Origin of the sequence: Prevotella sp. P4-67 (assembly GCF_002251325.1) — a bacterium.
GTDB lineage: Bacteria > Bacteroidota > Bacteroidia > Bacteroidales > Bacteroidaceae > Prevotella.
Genome location: NZ_NPJL01000065.1, coordinates 72,023 through 88,636, shown reverse-complemented (window position 1 = coordinate 88,636; position 16,614 = coordinate 72,023). Strand labels below are relative to the sequence as shown.

General features: G+C 48.1%; 17 protein-coding genes and 2 tRNA genes. 9 read left to right on the top strand and 10 right to left on the bottom strand.

Annotated features, from left to right (window positions below; all coding sequences use genetic code 11):
• Nucleotide 1 precedes the first annotated feature (1 nt).
• Complete coding sequence (locus tag CIK92_RS11550) at nt 2-1,372, top strand: restriction endonuclease subunit S (protein WP_094389165.1); 1,371 nt, start codon at nt 2-4, stop codon at nt 1,370-1,372.
• Nucleotides 1,373-1,429: 57 nt separating this feature from the next.
• Here CIK92_RS11550 and CIK92_RS11545 read toward each other — a convergent pair whose 3' ends face one another.
• On the bottom strand, nt 1,430-2,233 hold the full coding sequence (locus CIK92_RS11545; RefSeq protein ID WP_094389164.1) for a tyrosine-type recombinase/integrase: 804 nt from the start codon (nt 2,231-2,233) through the stop codon (nt 1,430-1,432).
• A gap of 89 nt (nt 2,234-2,322) precedes the next feature.
• On the opposite strand from CIK92_RS11545, the gene CIK92_RS11540 reads away from it, so the two are divergent.
• Entirely contained in the window at nt 2,323-2,766 is a 444-nt protein-coding gene (locus CIK92_RS11540; RefSeq protein ID WP_094389163.1) for a restriction endonuclease subunit S, read from the top strand.
• Here CIK92_RS11540 and CIK92_RS11535 read toward each other — a convergent pair.
• From CIK92_RS11535 to CIK92_RS11520, 4 genes are all read right to left on the bottom strand, one after another.
• Nucleotides 2,761-4,038, bottom strand: coding sequence for a restriction endonuclease subunit S (locus tag CIK92_RS11535; RefSeq protein ID WP_254046081.1), 1,278 nt, complete (start codon nt 4,036-4,038; stop codon nt 2,761-2,763). The genes CIK92_RS11540 and CIK92_RS11535 overlap by 6 nt on opposite strands.
• Before the next feature lie 396 nt (nt 4,039-4,434).
• Nucleotides 4,435-4,507, bottom strand: a tRNA-Lys gene (locus tag CIK92_RS11530).
• Nucleotides 4,508-4,748: 241 nt separating this feature from the next.
• Nucleotides 4,749-5,861, bottom strand: a complete 1,113-nt coding sequence (locus CIK92_RS11525) for an AI-2E family transporter (protein ID WP_094389162.1) — start codon at nt 5,859-5,861, stop codon at nt 4,749-4,751.
• 7 nt (nt 5,862-5,868) lie between these two features.
• Complete coding sequence (locus CIK92_RS11520) at nt 5,869-6,468, bottom strand: thymidine kinase (protein ID WP_094389161.1); 600 nt, start codon at nt 6,466-6,468, stop codon at nt 5,869-5,871.
• A 158-nt stretch (nt 6,469-6,626) separates the two neighbouring features.
• On the opposite strand from CIK92_RS11520, the gene rsmI reads away from it, so the two are divergent.
• The 3 genes from rsmI to CIK92_RS11505 all read left to right on the top strand — a co-directional run bounded on the left by rsmI (nt 6,627) and on the right by CIK92_RS11505 (nt 8,702).
• Nucleotides 6,627-7,322: a 16S rRNA (cytidine(1402)-2'-O)-methyltransferase gene (gene rsmI / locus CIK92_RS11515; RefSeq protein ID WP_094389160.1), complete on the top strand. Its 696-nt coding sequence runs from the start codon at nt 6,627-6,629 to the stop codon at nt 7,320-7,322.
• Entirely contained in the window at nt 7,319-8,170 is an 852-nt protein-coding gene (locus CIK92_RS11510) for a hypothetical protein (protein WP_094384717.1), read from the top strand. Before rsmI ends, CIK92_RS11510 begins: the two co-directional genes overlap by 4 nt.
• A 166-nt stretch (nt 8,171-8,336) precedes the next feature.
• Nucleotides 8,337-8,702, top strand: coding sequence for a hypothetical protein (locus CIK92_RS11505; RefSeq protein WP_094389159.1), 366 nt, complete (start codon nt 8,337-8,339; stop codon nt 8,700-8,702).
• 516 nt (nt 8,703-9,218) lie between these two features.
• Here CIK92_RS11505 and CIK92_RS11500 read toward each other — a convergent pair.
• The 5 genes from CIK92_RS11500 to CIK92_RS11480 form a co-directional block, all read right to left on the bottom strand.
• Nucleotides 9,219-9,443: a hypothetical protein gene (locus tag CIK92_RS11500; protein WP_022309562.1), complete on the bottom strand. Its 225-nt coding sequence runs from the start codon at nt 9,441-9,443 to the stop codon at nt 9,219-9,221.
• Between the two features lie 323 nt (nt 9,444-9,766).
• Nucleotides 9,767-10,006, bottom strand: a complete 240-nt coding sequence (locus tag CIK92_RS11495) for a DUF3791 domain-containing protein (protein ID WP_094384721.1) — start codon at nt 10,004-10,006, stop codon at nt 9,767-9,769.
• Between the two features lie 4 nt (nt 10,007-10,010).
• A complete protein-coding gene (locus tag CIK92_RS11490; RefSeq protein ID WP_022309560.1) occupies nt 10,011-10,484 on the bottom strand; it encodes a DUF3990 domain-containing protein in 474 nt (157 codons plus the stop codon).
• Nucleotides 10,481-10,696, bottom strand: a complete 216-nt coding sequence (locus CIK92_RS11485; protein WP_022309559.1) for a DUF3791 domain-containing protein — start codon at nt 10,694-10,696, stop codon at nt 10,481-10,483. The genes CIK92_RS11490 and CIK92_RS11485 overlap by 4 nt, the downstream gene beginning before the upstream one ends.
• Nucleotides 10,697-10,829: 133 nt before the next feature.
• Nucleotides 10,830-10,903 (bottom strand) — tRNA-Met (locus CIK92_RS11480).
• A gap of 238 nt (nt 10,904-11,141) precedes the next feature.
• On the opposite strand from CIK92_RS11480, the gene CIK92_RS11475 reads away from it, so the two are divergent.
• The 4 genes from CIK92_RS11475 (at nt 11,142) to CIK92_RS11460 (ending at nt 16,599) form a co-directional block, all read left to right on the top strand.
• The gene (locus tag CIK92_RS11475; protein WP_022309558.1) at nt 11,142-13,040 is read left to right on the top strand and encodes an LptF/LptG family permease; all 1,899 of its coding nucleotides are present in this window, start codon (nt 11,142-11,144) and stop codon (nt 13,038-13,040) included.
• A 42-nt stretch (nt 13,041-13,082) separates the two neighbouring features.
• Complete coding sequence (locus CIK92_RS11470; protein WP_094389158.1) at nt 13,083-14,294, top strand: bifunctional 3,4-dihydroxy-2-butanone-4-phosphate synthase/GTP cyclohydrolase II; 1,212 nt, start codon at nt 13,083-13,085, stop codon at nt 14,292-14,294.
• Nucleotides 14,295-14,391: 97 nt separating this feature from the next.
• Nucleotides 14,392-15,585, top strand: a complete 1,194-nt coding sequence (locus CIK92_RS11465; protein ID WP_094384728.1) for a pyridoxal phosphate-dependent aminotransferase — start codon at nt 14,392-14,394, stop codon at nt 15,583-15,585.
• A gap of 192 nt (nt 15,586-15,777) precedes the next feature.
• Entirely contained in the window at nt 15,778-16,599 is an 822-nt protein-coding gene (locus CIK92_RS11460) for a MotA/TolQ/ExbB proton channel family protein (RefSeq protein WP_022309555.1), read from the top strand.
• Nucleotides 16,600-16,614: the final 15 nt, after the last annotated feature.

Sequence of the window (16,614 nt, the reverse complement as noted above, 5' to 3'; positions counted from 1 at the left end):
AATGAATACTAAAGCATTACGCCAAAAGATACTTGACCTTGCGATACATGGTAAACTTGTACCGCAAGACCCCAACGACGAGCCGGCATCTGTGCTCCTCGAGCGCATCCGTACCGAGAAAGAACGCCTTATCAAAGATGGCAAAATCAAACGCCCTAAAAAGTCTAAGGCAACTTCTGATAAGCCGCATTATGAGAATGTGCCCTTTGAAATTCCAGATAATTGGGTGTGGACGACATTGGGGGAAATTTTTACTTTGCAAGCAGGTAAAAATATAACGGCAAAGGATATATATACAGAAAAGTCGGAAGAATTCAAGTATCCTTGCTTCGGTGGAAATGGCATTCGCGGATATGTTGCCATAAGTAATAAAATAGGTGAATATCCTATAATAGGAAGACAAGGAGCTTTGTGTGGTAATATCAATCTGGTGCATGGAATCTTTTATGCAACAGAGCACGCAGTTGTAGTTGAACGATATTGTGATACAGATTTAATGTGGGGTTACTATACCTTGATAGCTTTAAACTTAAATCAGTATGCCACAGCAACAGCTCAACCAGGACTTGCCGTTAATGTAATAAATGATGTTGCAATTCCTCTACCTCCTCTCCATGAACAGCAAAGAATATCAAAATCAATAAAGATTTTGTTTTCTTTTTTAGACGCTATAGAATGTAAGAAACTTTATTTAAAGACAGCGATTTCACAGACAAAAACAAAAGTTCTCGATCTTGCCATTCACGGAAGACTCGTCCCTCAAGACCCTACGGACGAACCTGCTACAGAACTGCTCAAGCGCATCAATCCTAAGGCTGAAATCACATCTGATAACGGGCATTATCAGAAGTTGCCTGAAGGATGGGGTGTATGTACTCTAAAAAATATATGTAAAGTTATCACTGGTTCTACGCCTAGTAAGTCTAATCCTAGCTACTATGGTGGCAATATTCCTTTTTATAAACCTGCGGATTTGGACTTTGGGCGCTATGTTAAAAATGCTTCGGAGTATTTATCTGAGGAAGGAATGTGTGTGTCAAGAGTAGTTCCAGCAGGATCTACCGCTGTTTGTTGCATAGGCACAATTGGAAAAGTTGGATATTTGGTAAATGCAGGAACAACCAACCAACAAATAAACTGTGCAATTCCATCTAAAGCAGTATATGATGCCTTTCTTTTTTATTTGTGCAGTTCATCTTGGTTCTATAATAACCTAATAAGAAAATCTTCTGCTGTTACAATATCAATTGTTAATAAATCTAAGATGGAAAATATAGAAGTTCCTCTTCCTCCACTCGAAGAACAACACCGCATCGTTGCCAAAATAGAAGAGATATTTGTTCAGCTCGATACAATAGAGGCATCTTTGTAGGCGATAGAGTTAGCCATCGTAAGCGAAATACTTACGGTGGCTAAACCATACGTGCGATTACCAGACAACTACCTTGTCTACGATTTTCTGCTGTTCGCTTGCCGTGCGACGCAGATAGATACGAGTGGTTTCAAGGCGTTCATGTCCCATGAGGTCAGCAAGAAGGGCTATATCGTTAAACCGCTCGAGGAAGTTCTTGGCAAACCGATGACGGAAAGAATGTGGATATACAACATCCCTGTTCATTCCATATTTTTCAGCAAAGTGTTTGAGTTGGTGGGCTATGCCTCGTGTGGTGATGCGATTCCCGAAGCGGTTGAGGAATATATAACCCGATGAGATTTTTTCTTCTTCGAGCCATTTGATCGCTTCTGTCCGCAGATTCTTGGGGATATACAATCGGCGTATCTTACCACCTTTACTATAAAGGTCGAGATAGCCAACCTTAACATGCTCCACCTTGATATGGAGTAGTTCGCTTACACGAGCACCAGTAGCAGCCATAAACCACACTACAAAATACCAGGTGTCGTGTCCGTCACTCTTCAGCTTTCTCTTGAAGAACTTATAGTCTGCATCACTAATCACATTCTCCAAAAAGTTCTTCTGCTGAACTTTCACAAACTTCACCTTTAGCTTCTCCTGCTTGGCAAACTCCAGATACTTGTTGATTGCCTGCAACCGTAAGTTTACAGTTTGTGGCTTAAAGTTCTCTACTAAATACCCCTTGTATGCCAAAAGGTTTCGTTTGTTCACCACCTTGTAGTGCTCCATAAAATACTTCACCGTCCATTCATAAGAACGGATTGTGTTCTTGGTTAAGTTTCCCTTGACCAAATACTCATTGAATTGTGTTACCATATTGCTCTTGTTAAATAATAAAACATATAACAATATAGAAACGTAACGGGCATTATCAGAAGTTGCCTGATGGATGGGTGATTACACCTATGCAAACACTATGTACTTTGGTAGATGGAGAGAAGCAAAATGGCATTGAAAGAATAAATCTTGATGTAAAGTATCTGCGTGGAGAACGAGAAGCTAAAGTATTAACGTCAGGCAAATATACAGTTGCAAACACTTTACTGATTTTAGTGGATGGTGAAAACTCTGGAGAAGTTTTTCGTGCGCCAGTAGATAGCTATCAAGGTAGCACGTTCAAGCAACTTTCCATTCATGAAGAATTGTACACCGACTATGTTCTACAAGTAATAAACCTGCATCGAAAGACGCTAAGAGAGAATAAGGTCGGTTCGGCCATTCCGCACCTGAACAAGAAGTTATTCAAGGCTATCAATGTGCCTATTCCTCCATACGAAGAACAAAAAAGGATTGTAAATGCCATAAACCAAACATTTACAATCCTCGATAAGATAATGGAGAATCTATAGGTTCTCCATTATTAAATCTAAAACACCAAATGTTTCTTCTATTTTGTTGATTATGCGTTGCTGCTCTTGATACGGTGGAAGACACAACGGAATATCAAGATACTTATCGAGAATGAGATTATGCAATCCTGTTGTTTGGGTTTGCATTAATCTCATTTCTCCTTTCTGATATTTGCTCATAATATAATAGTACAAATACTTATAAGAAAGAACATCTTTATAGTGAATTCTTAACACCATCGTGAAATTGCTAAAAGAAAAGATAGCATCTTTACCTTCATACAAAATAGCACGTCCTACTGGATTATTATCACTACCACCAGATTTCTCCACAATCAAATCGCCATTCAAAAGATGACGTTTTTTGAAAGCTCGTTCTTCAACGTCAATGTATTCAATTTTTGAGTAATCCAATTTAAAATCCTTTGTAAAATTGGCATTGCGTATTACACCAACTTTCACAAATGGCTCCTTCTTACCTTTCCACAACCCATTGATATTTTCACACATCTCAGATATTGATGTAATCACCCATCCTTCGGGCAACTTCTGATAATGCCCGTTATCACAAGTGATTTCTGCCTTAGGATTGATGCGTTTGAGCAGTTCACTTGCAGACTCATCCATAGGGGCTTGAGGTACGAGTTTGCCATGAATAGCGAGGTCGAGGACTTTGGATTTTACTTGTTTGATAGTATCTTGTAGGTTGCCTTTATTATACTCTATGCAATCTACAAATGAAAACCAGTATTTAAGTTTTGCAACTATTCGTATTTGCTCATAAAGTGGAGGCAACGCTATGGGTATTTTATTCAGATTGTCTTGGGACAATTTAGGTTGGGCAGAGCCTGTAATATAGTCATCCAATTTCATAGCATTAATAACGATAGCTACAAAATCAAGCAAATTCTTATCTATTGCATCCAATACATGTGCATGATTGTTTACCCAATATTTTCCGTCAGCAAAAAAAGCATTATCTTTGCTTCTTGACAACAAATTCGCCCCATCCTCTCCGATAAGCAGCAATCTTTCATTAAAGAGATAACCATCAACCTTATCTATAATACCAGCTGCACCATAGTAATTATAAACTTTGTTTTTCTGCTTATTACGAATAGCGGAAGATACTGGTTTTCTCTCTCCATCACGATTAATTAAAAGTTCACCTATGTTTGTAAGACACCATCCATTTGGCAACTTGTTCTCATAATGCGGCTTATCAGAAGTCATCGGACTATCGCTGCGGCGAAAGATGATGTTGGTTATCATCTGTATATAAACAACAAAGAATAAATAGTAGTTTCAGTTTTCTCTTTATTGTGTGACTCGCATGAGCATGTGTTCTTTTGTTTTACTTATGGTCCAACCATATGGGAAAGTTATTCATATTATGGCTTCGCAATTCTACTGCTTTTGTATTATGTAGTGTCCAGCCTTCTATTGGGTGTGAGAAGCAGCATCGTTATGTTTGACGGGAAACGAGGTGGTAGCTGGTGTAGACCCCAAAATTGTCCGCCCCGCCCCCGCATTTCATCATTGTCCTGAATTATCCCCTGGTTTATCGGGTGAGCCGAGCCGTGTCCTGTACAGATGTAGAGCGTACTTCTGAAAGCCCAAAGTGTATGATTAACAAAAAAAGAGGAGAACTTATCGTTCTCCTCTTCGTGACTCGCATGGGGCTCGAACCCATGACCCCAACATTAAAAGTGTTGTGCTCTACCAGCTGAGCTAGCGAGTCGCTCACAGCTATCATTTCTGAAAGCGAGTGCAAAGTTACTAATATTTATTTTACTGTGCAAATAATTTCCTTACTTTTTTACCCGTTTCGTATTGTGATGGGTAACAGGGAGTTTATGCCTATTCTTGTTCTGGTCATTTGGCTCGCTGTGGGTGGTGGCGGTGGTAGGGCGGTGGGCCTGACCGAAGCTGCCAGTGTCGTGGCATCGCTGGAGGGTGTCATGGCGGTAATGGCGGGGGGCCTATTGCTGCTGAGGCTGTTGACTCTCAGCCTGGCTGGCGGGCTCACCAGCCTTCTCCTTGGTCACATAGCGTTGCCAGTAGGCGATGATGAGGGTGGTGAGGGGCAGGGCGATAATCAGTCCGATGAAGCCCAGCAGCGCACCCCATACCGACAGCGACAGCAGCAGTATGGCTGGGTTGAGGCCCATGGCCTTGCCCATAATCTTGGGCGTCACTATCATATCGGTAATCAGCTGTACCACAGCAAAGAGCCCCACAGCCAGTCCGAAGATGAGCCAGAAGCTCTGTCCCGTGTCGGCGGCTTTGAGCATGGCAAGAAATGCGGTGGGGATGAGGGCGAAGGTGTGGAGATAGGGCACCAGGTCCATGATGCCGATGAGGATGCCCAAGCCTATAGCCATGGGGAAGTCCATGATAGAGAAGCCTATGCAGAACATCACGCCCATACACAGTGCCACGAGACCCTGCCCGCGGATATAGTTGTTGAGTTCGCGCTCCACGTCTTTGGCCAGCACGCTCCAGAAGGGGCGGTTCTTCTTCGGGAATATGCGTATCCAGTTGGTGGTGAGGTATTCGTAGTCGAGCAGGATGAAGAACATATAGAGCAGCGTAATCATCGAGGCGATGATGCTGATGATGACGTTGGCGGTCTGACCCACAAAGCTGAACAGCTTGGGCATGGCGCTCTTGACGGCATTGTTGAAGTCGTCGCTGCGGAAGAAGCGCTCCACCTCGATATGGTTTTCCTCGACCCATGACGAGATATATGCCGTGAGGTCATTGGTGTGGGTGGTCTGTCTCACCCAGCGGGCGAGGATGTCGCCGAGCTTCTGAAACTGCTCAATCATAGGCGGGATGATGAGGTAGACCACTCCGCCGATGACCGCCAGCACCATGACCATGGTGATGACGATGGCGAGCGCACGTACCCTTACGCCCATCTTGTGCTGCACAAACTTGACGATGGGGTAGAGCAGATAGGCGAAGAGCCATGCCACACAGAAGGGCAGCAGCACTCCGCTGAGATAGTTGACCAGACAGAACACACCCAGGGTGAGTGCCACCAGTCCGGCGCGGCGTATAAACAGGTCAAAGGTTATCTCCTTGCTCATATTCTTGTCATTCTTCTTGGTTGTTTTGTCCTTCCTCCTTGACGGCTTGCTGATAGCAGGTGCGGCAGAGAGGCTCGTACTCCTGGGCCTCACCCAGCATTACCCGGCGGTCGTTCTTGACCAGTCGGTGACTCACGTAGGCCAGCGCGCCACACTTCACACAGATGGCATGCACCTTGGTCACCTCGTCGGCCACGGCACACAGCGCAGGGATTGGGCCGAAGGGCACTCCCTGAAAGTCCATGTCCAGTCCGGCGATGATGACGCGCACGCCGCGGTTGGCCAGCTGGTTGCACACGTCGACCAGGCTCTCGTCGAGGAACTGGGCCTCGTCGATGCCCACCACGTCGATGTCTGACGATAGCAGCAGTATCGATGCCGAGGCGTCGATGGGCGTGCTGGGGATGGCGTTATGGTCATGGCTTACCACGTCTTCGTCTGAGTAGCGGGTGTCTATCGCCGGCTTGAAGATTTCCACCTTCTGCTTGGCAAACTTCGCGCGCTTCATTCTCCTTATCAGTTCTTCGGTCTTGCCCGAGAACATCGAACCGCAAATCACCTCGATTCTTCCGGGACGATGGGTTTCTCTGTATATATTCTCCATCATAATGCTACAAAATTACGAAGAGCTTTTTAGTGGAGCAAGAGAAACGCCGCTTTTTTGTCTCAATCACCACGTTTTAACGTTTTTTCCTTTTTCCTAATTATTTTTTTTGACCTAATGGTTATCGATACCGATATTTTTGTGTAAGTTTGCAACCATATATGGGTACATTATATATTATACCGACACCTGTGGGCAATATGGAGGATATGACGCTCCGCGCCATACGCATATTGAAAGAGGCCGATGTAGTGCTTGCCGAAGACACGCGCACATCGGGCAATCTGCTCCGCCACTTCGACATCAAGAACCATCTGCTGGCCCATCACAAGTTCAACGAGCACGGCACCACCGCCGGCATCGTCGAGCGGCTCAAGGCAGGCCAGACCGTGGCATTGGTGAGCGACGCCGGCACTCCCGGCATCAGCGACCCCGGATTCTATCTGGCGCGCGAGGCAGCCAATGCCGGTGTCGAGGTAGTGTGTCTGCCCGGCGCCACAGCCTGTATCCCCGCCATCGTGGCGTCAGGTCTGCCCTGCGACAGGTTCTGCTTCGAAGGCTTTCTGCCACAGAAGAAAGGACGGCAGACGCTGCTCGAGTCGCTGCGCGAAGAGACACGCACGATGATATTCTACGAGTCGCCCTACCGAGTGCTCAAGACGCTCCAGCAGTTTGCCGAAGTCTTCGGCGAAGACCGCCAGGTGAGCGTGGCGCGCGAGATATCCAAGCTCCACGAGCAGCACGTGCGCGGTACTCTGGCCGAGGCCATCGCCCATTTCACCGAGAATTCGCCACGAGGAGAGTTTGTTATAGTAGTGGCTGGTAATAATAAGAAATCTAAAAAGGAAAAACTATGAAGCAATTGAAGTTATTCGCATGCCTGGCACTCCTGTTGCTTGGCGCTTGTACGGGCAAGAAGTCATCGCCTGACCTGGCAAATATGGAACAAAACGACTCGCTGCAGCGCATCATCGCCCAGCGCGACAGTGAAATCAATGACATGATGAGCACGCTCAATGAAATCCAGGAAGGGCTGAGCGCCATCAATCAGGCTGAAAACCGACTGAGCATAGCCCGTGAGGGCGAAGGCGCCAACAAGACGGCACAGATTAAGGAGAACATCAAGTTTATAGCCAATACTATGGCCCGCAACCGTGAGCTCATGAAGCGTCTGCAGCAGCAGTTGCGCGAGAGCCGCTTCAACGGCGACGAGCTGCGCAAGACCATTAGCAACCTCACCCAGCAGCTCGACGACAAGGCGCAGGAGCTGCAGCGGCTCAAGGCCGAACTCGACGCCAAGGATATACACATCGCCGAGCTCGACGAGAAGATAGACAACCTCAACGACAATGTCGAGAACCTGCAGACCGACGCCCAGCAGAAGGCGCAGACCATCAGCAACCAGGACAAGCAGCTCAACACCGCATGGTTTGTCTTCGGCACCAAGAAGGAACTCAAGGAACAGCATATCATGGAGAATGGCAAGGTGCTGCAGTCTAACTTCAACAAGAACTACTTTGCCAAGATTGACATCCGCATCGACAAGGAAATCAAGTTCTACTCCAAGTCGGCACGCATCCTCACCATGCACCCCTCGGGCAGTTACACCCTCACCCCCGATGTCAACAAGCAGTATGTGCTGCGCATTACCAATCCACAACTCTTCTGGTCTACCAGCAAGTATCTGGTGGTGCTCGTCAAGTAACCCCATACACCCACACCAAGGCCCTCCCTCATCACGAGTGGAGGGCTTTTTTCGTCTACGAATATTTTCTGCAAGAATTATTGGAATCTTTGGAAATATCCGATTGCGCAGATAAAACATGAGTATTTGCTGTCTAAAAGCATTGACTACATAAAACTACAAAACAATGATTGAAAAGATAATGGAACCCGCTGCCAAATGTGCAGAGGTGGTGTCTAAAGAATGTGTGAAAAAAGGTGCTGAAATTGCTGGTAAGATTATGGCTCTTATGATATCTTACCTCATTACAATATGGCTTACATCAAGATATAAAGACAAAGTCCATAAAGAATTGTTAGACAAGCATGACGAAGAGACTGCCAATAGACTGACCGAACAATTCAACATAGAAGTTGAAAAGCTCAAAAAGGAAATAGTGGAGTTGAAGAAGGAGCTAAACATAACAAAAGAAGAGGCGGAGTCTCGTTTCAGAGAAGGGGTTATTGGTATTTGCAAGAAATTTGGCATATCGCCTGATAGCGTCCTTAAATAAGGCTGCCAGCAACTGAAGGATATATTGCCCTCCGAGCCCATCGGGAGGCTTTTGGTATACGTTCGGCACGAGCATTGGCTGACGGGCAATCTCTCTTTGCCCTTGAGGATGATAGGGAAAGTCTCTATAGTTGTGGTGCCATCCTCGGCAGTGTCTCTTTCCCGCGCCAATGCTGTCGGAGTTGCCATTGGTGGAGCGTCAGACATCACTGGCAACGCCGGGACCATCATTGTTGGTTCGTATCGGACGATACTCGCATCCGCATCGGACGGTACGAGCATCCGTATCGGACGGCACGTGCATCCGTATCGGCCGATACGCGTCGGCAACAGTCATCTCCGCGCTGCTGAATGGCGTGAGCATGAGACTCTTTGGTGTCTCGTTGAGTGTGGGCGATATTGCGGTTCGCGTTGGCAGCGTTGTGGTTATCTACGCGTGTGGTTTCGCAAGGGGTCAACCCTGGTCAGAAATCTTCTGCAGGGCCTTTACTTGTTGGTCGTTCTTAGTAGGGTAGTGTCACGGGGCGTTCATCTCGTCGCGCGCCTTCTCCCACAGCTTTGCGAAAAGGAGGAACTGGTAGGCGTCGTCTCCCATATTCTTGCAGCAGGATGACTTGTGCGTTTTGAGTTCGTCAGCGGAGTAGGTGTAGACATAGTCCTCTATCTCGCGGTTGGAAATGGTCGTACGGGTCTGCGTCCGCCACAGTCTGATATCCTCCGTGCGGAAATACTCGTCGCTCACGGTGTTGCCGGCAGGGCTGAAGTAAAGTCAGACGTCAAACTGGTAATCCTGAATGGTTTAGGCGGTTGATATATGGTTGACAAGATGATGGATGGAGGCATTGCCTTTGTTTTGGATTAAATCTTTGAGGCAATATGTTTGTAAGATTTAGGGAGAGGGAGATGTGGTCTCCTTCTCCCGTTTTATATTCTCATTAAATTTCAATAGTTCCACAATCTGTGACACAAATCAAAATAGAATTGTCCAACAACTTGTTGGGAGAGTGTTTCGCCCCAATTTGGGCAAAGTCAACTGCGTTTAAGGTGTAGCCTATGGAAATGTATTTACGCCACAGTCTTTTCCGTTCCGGGCTGTTTCTTGTAGCCGTATTCTATGAGAAGTTCATCGGTGAGGTAGATGTCGCTCATGGCCTGCATATCGGCGATGCCCTCATCCATAAGGATAAAGGTATTTGAGTTGTAGAACTTGTCAAGAGCCTCGTCAAGGGAAATTCCAGCTTCCTTGGCGAATGCCTTGACGATGCGTCCATATTTCATCTGGAGGATAGTCTTGTTTGTTTCCATAACATTATAGTATTATAGATTTGACATAATGCAGGTTTCTGTCAAGAAGTTCTTGGCTCGTAATGCATATTTGGTTGTTCGGTTTCTTGTAAATCAGCATGTCAAGAGCCTGCTCTTTGGTATATATACCCTGCATGTACAGGTCAACGGTGTTGTAAACCTTATCGTCGGCTATACCACCTTCGATTATGTCATACAGTGTATGGCCTTGAAGCCTCCGGCATGCAACAATGTAATCAATCCAGTCGCCGTCATACTTTTCAAAGACATGGGATGTAAAGCCTTCCAGGTTCTCGTCAAAATGATAAATGTTGAGAACGGCAGAATTATAGAGTCTTATGAATCTCTCGGCGTATTTGTCAGCCTGAGACCGTAAGCGAGTAAGGTAAAAGCCTTTTCCGAAGTCAAGGCTCTCACGGGAGTGAAGGATGTCGGGCTTATCGACAACTACCCGGGAGGAATGGTACAACGTAATCATGCGACAACCCCTTTCTCCTTCATCACGGATATGAGATCGTCGGTGATATACTGCTTCGAGAACGTGTGGAGCACGTCATAACATGGGATTATGTAATTGCTGATAATCCCCGATTCGCTCATCTTGCGATAAACATCGCGTGCGCTCATCTTCATCCTCTCCGCTACGCTTGAGACGCAGAATATTACAAAGTCCAATGTTTCTGAATTCATATCCAGTCTTTTGTGCAAAAATAAGGATATTCGTTGGGATTAGCAAGGGAAATCCTGAAAATCTTATTAATTTCCATCGTTTTCCCACATAAAGTAAAAGGAGTTACGATAGTCTTCGTAACTCCTTTTGCAGTAGCGGGGGTGGGACCCGAACCCACGACCTCCGGATTATGAATCCGACGCTCTAACCAGCTGAGCTATCCCGCCATTTGTGCGATTGCGGATGCAAAGGTAGTGAAAATTTTCGTGCTTGCAAAATTTTCGGACACTTTTTGTCTCTTTTCCTATGTTTTTTTTTGTTGCGACGCCTTCCGGCGCCTCCTCGGATGGACGCAAAAGCGGCGGCGGCAGTAATAAAAAGTGAAAAAATAAGGAGAATATGAATAATTTATGCTAACTTTGCACTCAAAATTATGTACACGCGTATATAGTCACCACGTACATTATGCTGCGAATAAAGAAATTAGATATATTCATCCTCAGGCAATTCAGCCTGCTCTTCTGCGGTACGTTCTGCATCAGCCTCTTTGTTCTGATGATGCAGTTTCTGTGGAAGTTTGTAGACGAACTGATAGGCAAGGGTCTGACTCTCGACATTATGGGTCAGCTGTTCTGGTATATGGGCCTGATGTTCGTACCCCAGGCGCTTCCGCTGGCACTGTTGCTTTCTTCGCTTATCACTTTTGGCAACTTGGGCGAGAGCAGTGAGCTCACGGCCATCAAGGCTGCGGGAATCTCGCTGATGCAGACCTTCAGGTCGCTCATCGTCTTTGCAGTGGTCACCACCGGCGTGAGCTTCATATTCCAGAACCAAATAGGCCCTATAGCCAACCAGAAGATGGCCCAGCTGTTTATCTCGGTAAAGCAGAAGAGCCCTGAACTGGAGATACCCGAAGGCATCTTCTATAGCGGCATCCCCAACTGCAACCTCTATGTGCAGAAGAAGGACATGAAGACCGGTAAGCTCTATGGCATCATGATTTACCGCATGACGGCCAGCTATGAAGACCATGCCATCATCCTGGCCGACTCGGGTATGCTGCAGTCAACGGCAGAGAAGAAACACCTGCTGCTCACGTTGTGGAGCGGTGAGTGGTTTGAGAATATGCAGACCCAGAGCTTCGGCGATGCCGCCTCGGTGCCTTACCGCCGCGAGACGTTTACCGCCAAGCGCATCGTGCTCGACTTTGACGGCGACTTCAGTCTGATGGATGCCTCCAGTCTGTCCAACAATGCCAAGGGCAAGAGTCTGGCCGAGCTTCAGCGCGGCAAGGACTCGCTCACGCTGCACTACGACAGTGTGGGCGCCGACTATATGGACTATGCCCGCATGACCTACTACCGCCAGGACAGCATCACACCCCACCAGCGGCTGGCTGTGGCAAAGATTATCAAGAGCCAGTCGGTGGACTTTGACTCCGTGTGTGCCAAACTCTCGCCCGACGCTCGCAAGAATATGGTGAACAGCGCTCTCTCTGATGTGCAGAGCGCCAAGGTGGACTTGGACTTCAAGAAACTGATAACCAATGACGGTGACCGACTGATACGCGAGCACAAGCTCGAGTCTATCAAGAAGTTTGCCCTCGCCCTGTCGTGTCTGATATTCTTCTTCATCGGTGCGCCGCTCGGCACCATCATCCGCAAGGGTGGTCTGGGTATCCCCATCATCGTGTCGGTGTTTGTGTATATCATCTACTACATCCTGGACAGCACGGGATATAAGATGGCACGTTCGGGAATATGGTCAATATGGTATGGCACGGCACTTGCGCCGGTGGTGCTCATCCCCACGGCGGCATTTGTCACCTACAAGGCTTCGCACGACTCGATGGTGTTCAACCTCGACCTGTGGCGCAGTCTGGCCATGCGCCTGCTGGGTCTGCGTCTGAAGCGCCATGTGCCCATGAAGGAGGTTGTCGTAGACGAGCCCGACTATCGCGGCGATGCCGAGAAACTGGCGCAGATAAGCCGGGAGATACTGGAATACTCGCGTCGTCACCGTCTGCGCTCGGCGCCCAACGTGATAAAGGTGTTCTTCAAGTACTCGCCCGACCACGCCATAGAGAAAATCAATGCCCGACTGGAAGAGGTAATCGAAGACCTGTCCAACACGCGCGATGTGGTAATCATCAACGAGATGAACTTCTATCCCTACATCGCCACCAAGGCCCATACGCGCCCCTTCGAGCGCCGATGGCTCAACATTCTGGCTGCGCTGTGTCTGCCCCTGGGCCTGTTTCTGTACATTCGCATGTGGCAGTTCCGCATCCGTCTGTTCAATGATCTGCGCGACATCCAGCAGGCCAATGCCAACATCATATCGAGAATAGAGAAGATAGTATAATATATATAATAAGGTGTAATCACTCAGACAAGAACCAAGATTATGACTGATTTCAACATAGATAATATAGAGGCAGCCGTCAAGGACTTTGCCGAAGGTAAATTTGTGATTGTGGTCGACGATGAAGACCGCGAGAATGAAGGCGACCTGATTATCGCCGCCGAAAAGATAACACCCGAGAAGGTGAACTTCATGCTCAAGCATGCCCGCGGCGTGCTCTGTGCCCCCATCACCATCAGCCGTTGTGAAGAACTGGACCTGCCCCATCAGGTCTCTGACAATACCTCGATGCTTGGCACGCCGTTTACGGTAACGATAGACAAGCTGGAGGGCTGTAGCACAGGCGTGTCGGCACATGATCGAGCCGCCACCATACAGGCTCTGGCTGACCCCGCATCGACTCCGCAGACCTTTGGCCGTCCCGGCCATATCAATCCCCTCTACGCCCAGGACAACGGCGTGCTGCGCCGTAGTGGCCATACCGAAGCGGCCATCGATTTGTGCAAACTGGCAGGTCTCTATCCCGCCGGCGCACTCATGGAAATCATGAACGAAGACGGAACGATGGCTCGCATGCCCGAGTTGTGCAAGATGGCAGAAGAGTGGGGCATGCGCATCGTGTCTATCAAGGACCTTATCGCCTACAGACTCACCAAGGAGTCGATTATCGAGGTGGGCGACGAGGTGGAGATGCCTACCGAGTATGGCGACTTCAAACTCATCCCCTTCCGTCAGCAGAGTAACGGTCTGGAACACATGGCTCTCGTCAAGGGAGAGTGGCGTCCGGACGAGCCCATACTGGTGAGAGTGCACTCTTCGTGCGCCACCGGCGATATCCTGGGCAGCAAGCGCTGCGACTGCGGCGAACAGCTGCACAAGGCCATGCAGATGATAGACCGTGAAGGTAAAGGTGTGCTCATCTACATGCAGCAGGAAGGTCGCGGTATCGGACTGATGAACAAGATAGCTGCCTACAAACTGCAGGAGGAGGGGTATGACACGGTGGATGCCAATGTGCATCTCGGCTTTAAGCCCGACGAGCGCGACTATGGTTGTGGCGCGCAGATGCTGCGTCATCTCAATGTCCACAAGATGCGTCTGCTCACCAACAATCCCGTGAAGCGTGTGGGTCTGGAGGCTTACGGACTCGAAATCGTGGAGAACGTGCCCATCGAGATTACCCCCAATGTCTACAACGAGCGCTATCTCAAGACCAAGCGCGACCGTATGGGCCACACCCTCCATCTTAAATAATATAGGTTAAATCACCGTAGATGGGATAGGGTAGGCCGCGGCCGGGTTGTTTGCAATAATATAGAACAGCCTATATAAGAACGTTAAAAAGTATATTATGATTAATTTGTCAGATTGTATCAATCGCCTGGCTCCATCGGCTACGCTGGCGATGTCGCAGAAGAGTAGCGAGATGAAGGCCCAAGGCATTGATGTCATCAATCTCAGTGTGGGAGAACCAGACTTTAACACTCCCGACCACATCAAGGAAGCTGCCAAGAAGGCTATCGATGACAACTATTCGCGCTATTCGCCTGTGGCGGGCTATGCCTCGCTCAGGGAAGCCATTGTGCGAAAGCTCAAGCGCGAGAACGGACTTGACTACACGCCTGCCCAGATATCGGTGTCAAACGGCGCCAAGCAGGGTGTGTGCAATACGGTCATGGCGCTCGTCAACAAGGGAGACGAGGTCATCATCCCGGCTCCCTACTGGGTAAGTTATCCGCAGATGGTCAAGATGGCCGACGGCGAACCGGTCATCGTGAACACTGGATTTGAACAGGACTTCAAAATGACTGCCCAGCAACTCGAGCAGGCCATCACTCCCAAGACCCGCCTGCTCATACTCTGCTCGCCAAGCAATCCTACAGGAAGCGTCTATTCGCGTGAAGAACTGCGGGAATTGGCAGAAGTGATACTGCGCCACGACGGCGTCTATGTTCTGGCTGATGAAATCTACGAGCATATCAACTATACCGGACATCATGAGAGCATTGCTCAGTTTGAAGGCATGCAGGAGCGGTGCATCATCGTCAACGGTGTGTCCAAAGCCTATGCCATGACCGGCTGGCGTATCGGTTACATCGCTGCCCCTGAATGGATCGTCAAGGGATGCAACAAGTTGCAGGGCCAATACACCAGCGGCCCATGTTCGGTAAGCCAGAAAGCGGCTGAAGCTGCCTATGATTCGCCTCAGAGTTGCGTAGAGGAAATGCGAAAGGCGTTTGAGCGTCGTCGCAACCTTATCGTCGACCTGGCCAAAGATATCCCTGGCCTCGAGGTCAACTGTCCGCAAGGCGCTTTCTACCTCTTCCCCAAGTGCAGCAGCTTCTTCGGAAAGAGCGACGGCACGCGCGTCATCAACAGTTCTACCGACCTGGCCATGTATCTGCTCGAAGAAGCCCATGTAGCTACTGTCGGTGGCGATGCTTTCGGTGATTCCGATTGCTTCAGAATGAGTTACGCCACCAGCGATGAAAATATTCGCACGGCCATGGGACGCATTAAGGCTGCGCTTGGCAAACTCAAATGATATACGCCATCTAAAAAAGTCACAAATATCTTGTTAAAACTTCTTAATTAAGTGGCGGATATATATTAATTTGCTATCTTTGCTTGTCAAAAGATACAATCAGTTCAATTGTGCAAAACAAGGGAAAGAAAACAAGAAGAAATAGATTAACTTATAACATTTTATTAATAACCAAAAATTAATTGTAACATTATGGCAACTACAAAAAAAGCAGCCCCCAAGAAGGGCTTTCAGGGAGTTAGAGATGCAATTTGGATCATCGTTGTTTGCTTCGGTCTGGCCGTAGCTTTCTACGAGGGATTCCTCGGTAACGGAGCTAACTTCCACGGTGGAGACAACAGCGGTGAGCCCGCTAACCTGCTCGGTACAATCTACAAAGGTGGTATCGTAGTACCTGTAATCTTCACTCTGTTGTTCACCGTTATCGCACTCGGTGTTGAGCGTTTCTTCGCCCTCCGCTCTGCTTTCGGTAAGATGTCTCTCGCTAAGTTCACTGCTGAGGTTAAGGTAGCTATCAAGGCTGGCGATTTCGCTAAGGCTCACCAGCTCTGCGACAAGATGCAGGGTACTGTAGCTAACGTAGTTAACGCTTCTCTGAATACTTATGAGGAGATGGAGAAGACTACTGGCGTTAAGAAGAGCCAGAAGATCGCTAAGATTCAGCAGGCTCACGAGGAGGCTACTCAGCTTGAGATGCCTACTCTGCAGATGAACCTCCCCATCGTAGCAACTATCGTAACTCTCGGTACTCTTACCGCTCTGTTCGGTACCGTTGTTGGTATGATCCGTTCATTCGCCGCTCTGGCTGCAGGTGGTGGTGCTGACTCACAGGCACTTTCTACTGGTATTTCTGAGGCCTTGGTTAATACCGCATCTGGTATCTTGACATCTTGGTTCGCCGTTGTTATCTACAACTTCTTCACAAACAAGATTGATAAGCTGACTTACGCTCTTGATGAAGTTGGTTACACTATTGCTCAGACATACGAAGCCAACCACGGAGAAGAAGCTTAATTTTTGCTAACCCTT

Excerpts from the sequence above, each read along its gene's own strand:
- CIK92_RS11550 (WP_094389165.1), top strand. The coding sequence starts at position 2 with ATGAATACTAAAGCATTACGCCAAAAGATACTTGACCTTGCGATACAT.
- CIK92_RS11545 (WP_094389164.1), bottom strand. The coding sequence starts at position 2,233 with ATGGTAACACAATTCAATGAGTATTTGGTCAAGGGAAACTTAACCAAG.
- CIK92_RS11540 (WP_094389163.1), top strand. The coding sequence starts at position 2,323 with ATGCAAACACTATGTACTTTGGTAGATGGAGAGAAGCAAAATGGCATT.
- CIK92_RS11535 (WP_254046081.1), bottom strand. The coding sequence starts at position 4,038 with ATGATAACCAACATCATCTTTCGCCGCAGCGATAGTCCGATGACTTCT.
- CIK92_RS11525 (WP_094389162.1), bottom strand. The coding sequence starts at position 5,861 with ATGAGCAAGGAGATAACCTTTGACCTGTTTATACGCCGCGCCGGACTG.
- CIK92_RS11520 (WP_094389161.1), bottom strand. The coding sequence starts at position 6,468 with ATGATGGAGAATATATACAGAGAAACCCATCGTCCCGGAAGAATCGAG.
- rsmI (WP_094389160.1), top strand. The coding sequence starts at position 6,627 with ATGGGTACATTATATATTATACCGACACCTGTGGGCAATATGGAGGAT.
- CIK92_RS11510 (WP_094384717.1), top strand. The coding sequence starts at position 7,319 with ATGAAGCAATTGAAGTTATTCGCATGCCTGGCACTCCTGTTGCTTGGC.
- CIK92_RS11505 (WP_094389159.1), top strand. The coding sequence starts at position 8,337 with ATGATTGAAAAGATAATGGAACCCGCTGCCAAATGTGCAGAGGTGGTG.
- CIK92_RS11495 (WP_094384721.1), bottom strand. The coding sequence starts at position 10,006 with ATGGAAACAAACAAGACTATCCTCCAGATGAAATATGGACGCATCGTC.
- CIK92_RS11490 (WP_022309560.1), bottom strand. The coding sequence starts at position 10,484 with ATGATTACGTTGTACCATTCCTCCCGGGTAGTTGTCGATAAGCCCGAC.
- CIK92_RS11485 (WP_022309559.1), bottom strand. The coding sequence starts at position 10,696 with ATGAATTCAGAAACATTGGACTTTGTAATATTCTGCGTCTCAAGCGTA.
- CIK92_RS11475 (WP_022309558.1), top strand. The coding sequence starts at position 11,142 with ATGCTGCGAATAAAGAAATTAGATATATTCATCCTCAGGCAATTCAGC.
- CIK92_RS11470 (WP_094389158.1), top strand. The coding sequence starts at position 13,083 with ATGACTGATTTCAACATAGATAATATAGAGGCAGCCGTCAAGGACTTT.
- CIK92_RS11465 (WP_094384728.1), top strand. The coding sequence starts at position 14,392 with ATGATTAATTTGTCAGATTGTATCAATCGCCTGGCTCCATCGGCTACG.
- CIK92_RS11460 (WP_022309555.1), top strand. The coding sequence starts at position 15,778 with ATGGCAACTACAAAAAAAGCAGCCCCCAAGAAGGGCTTTCAGGGAGTT.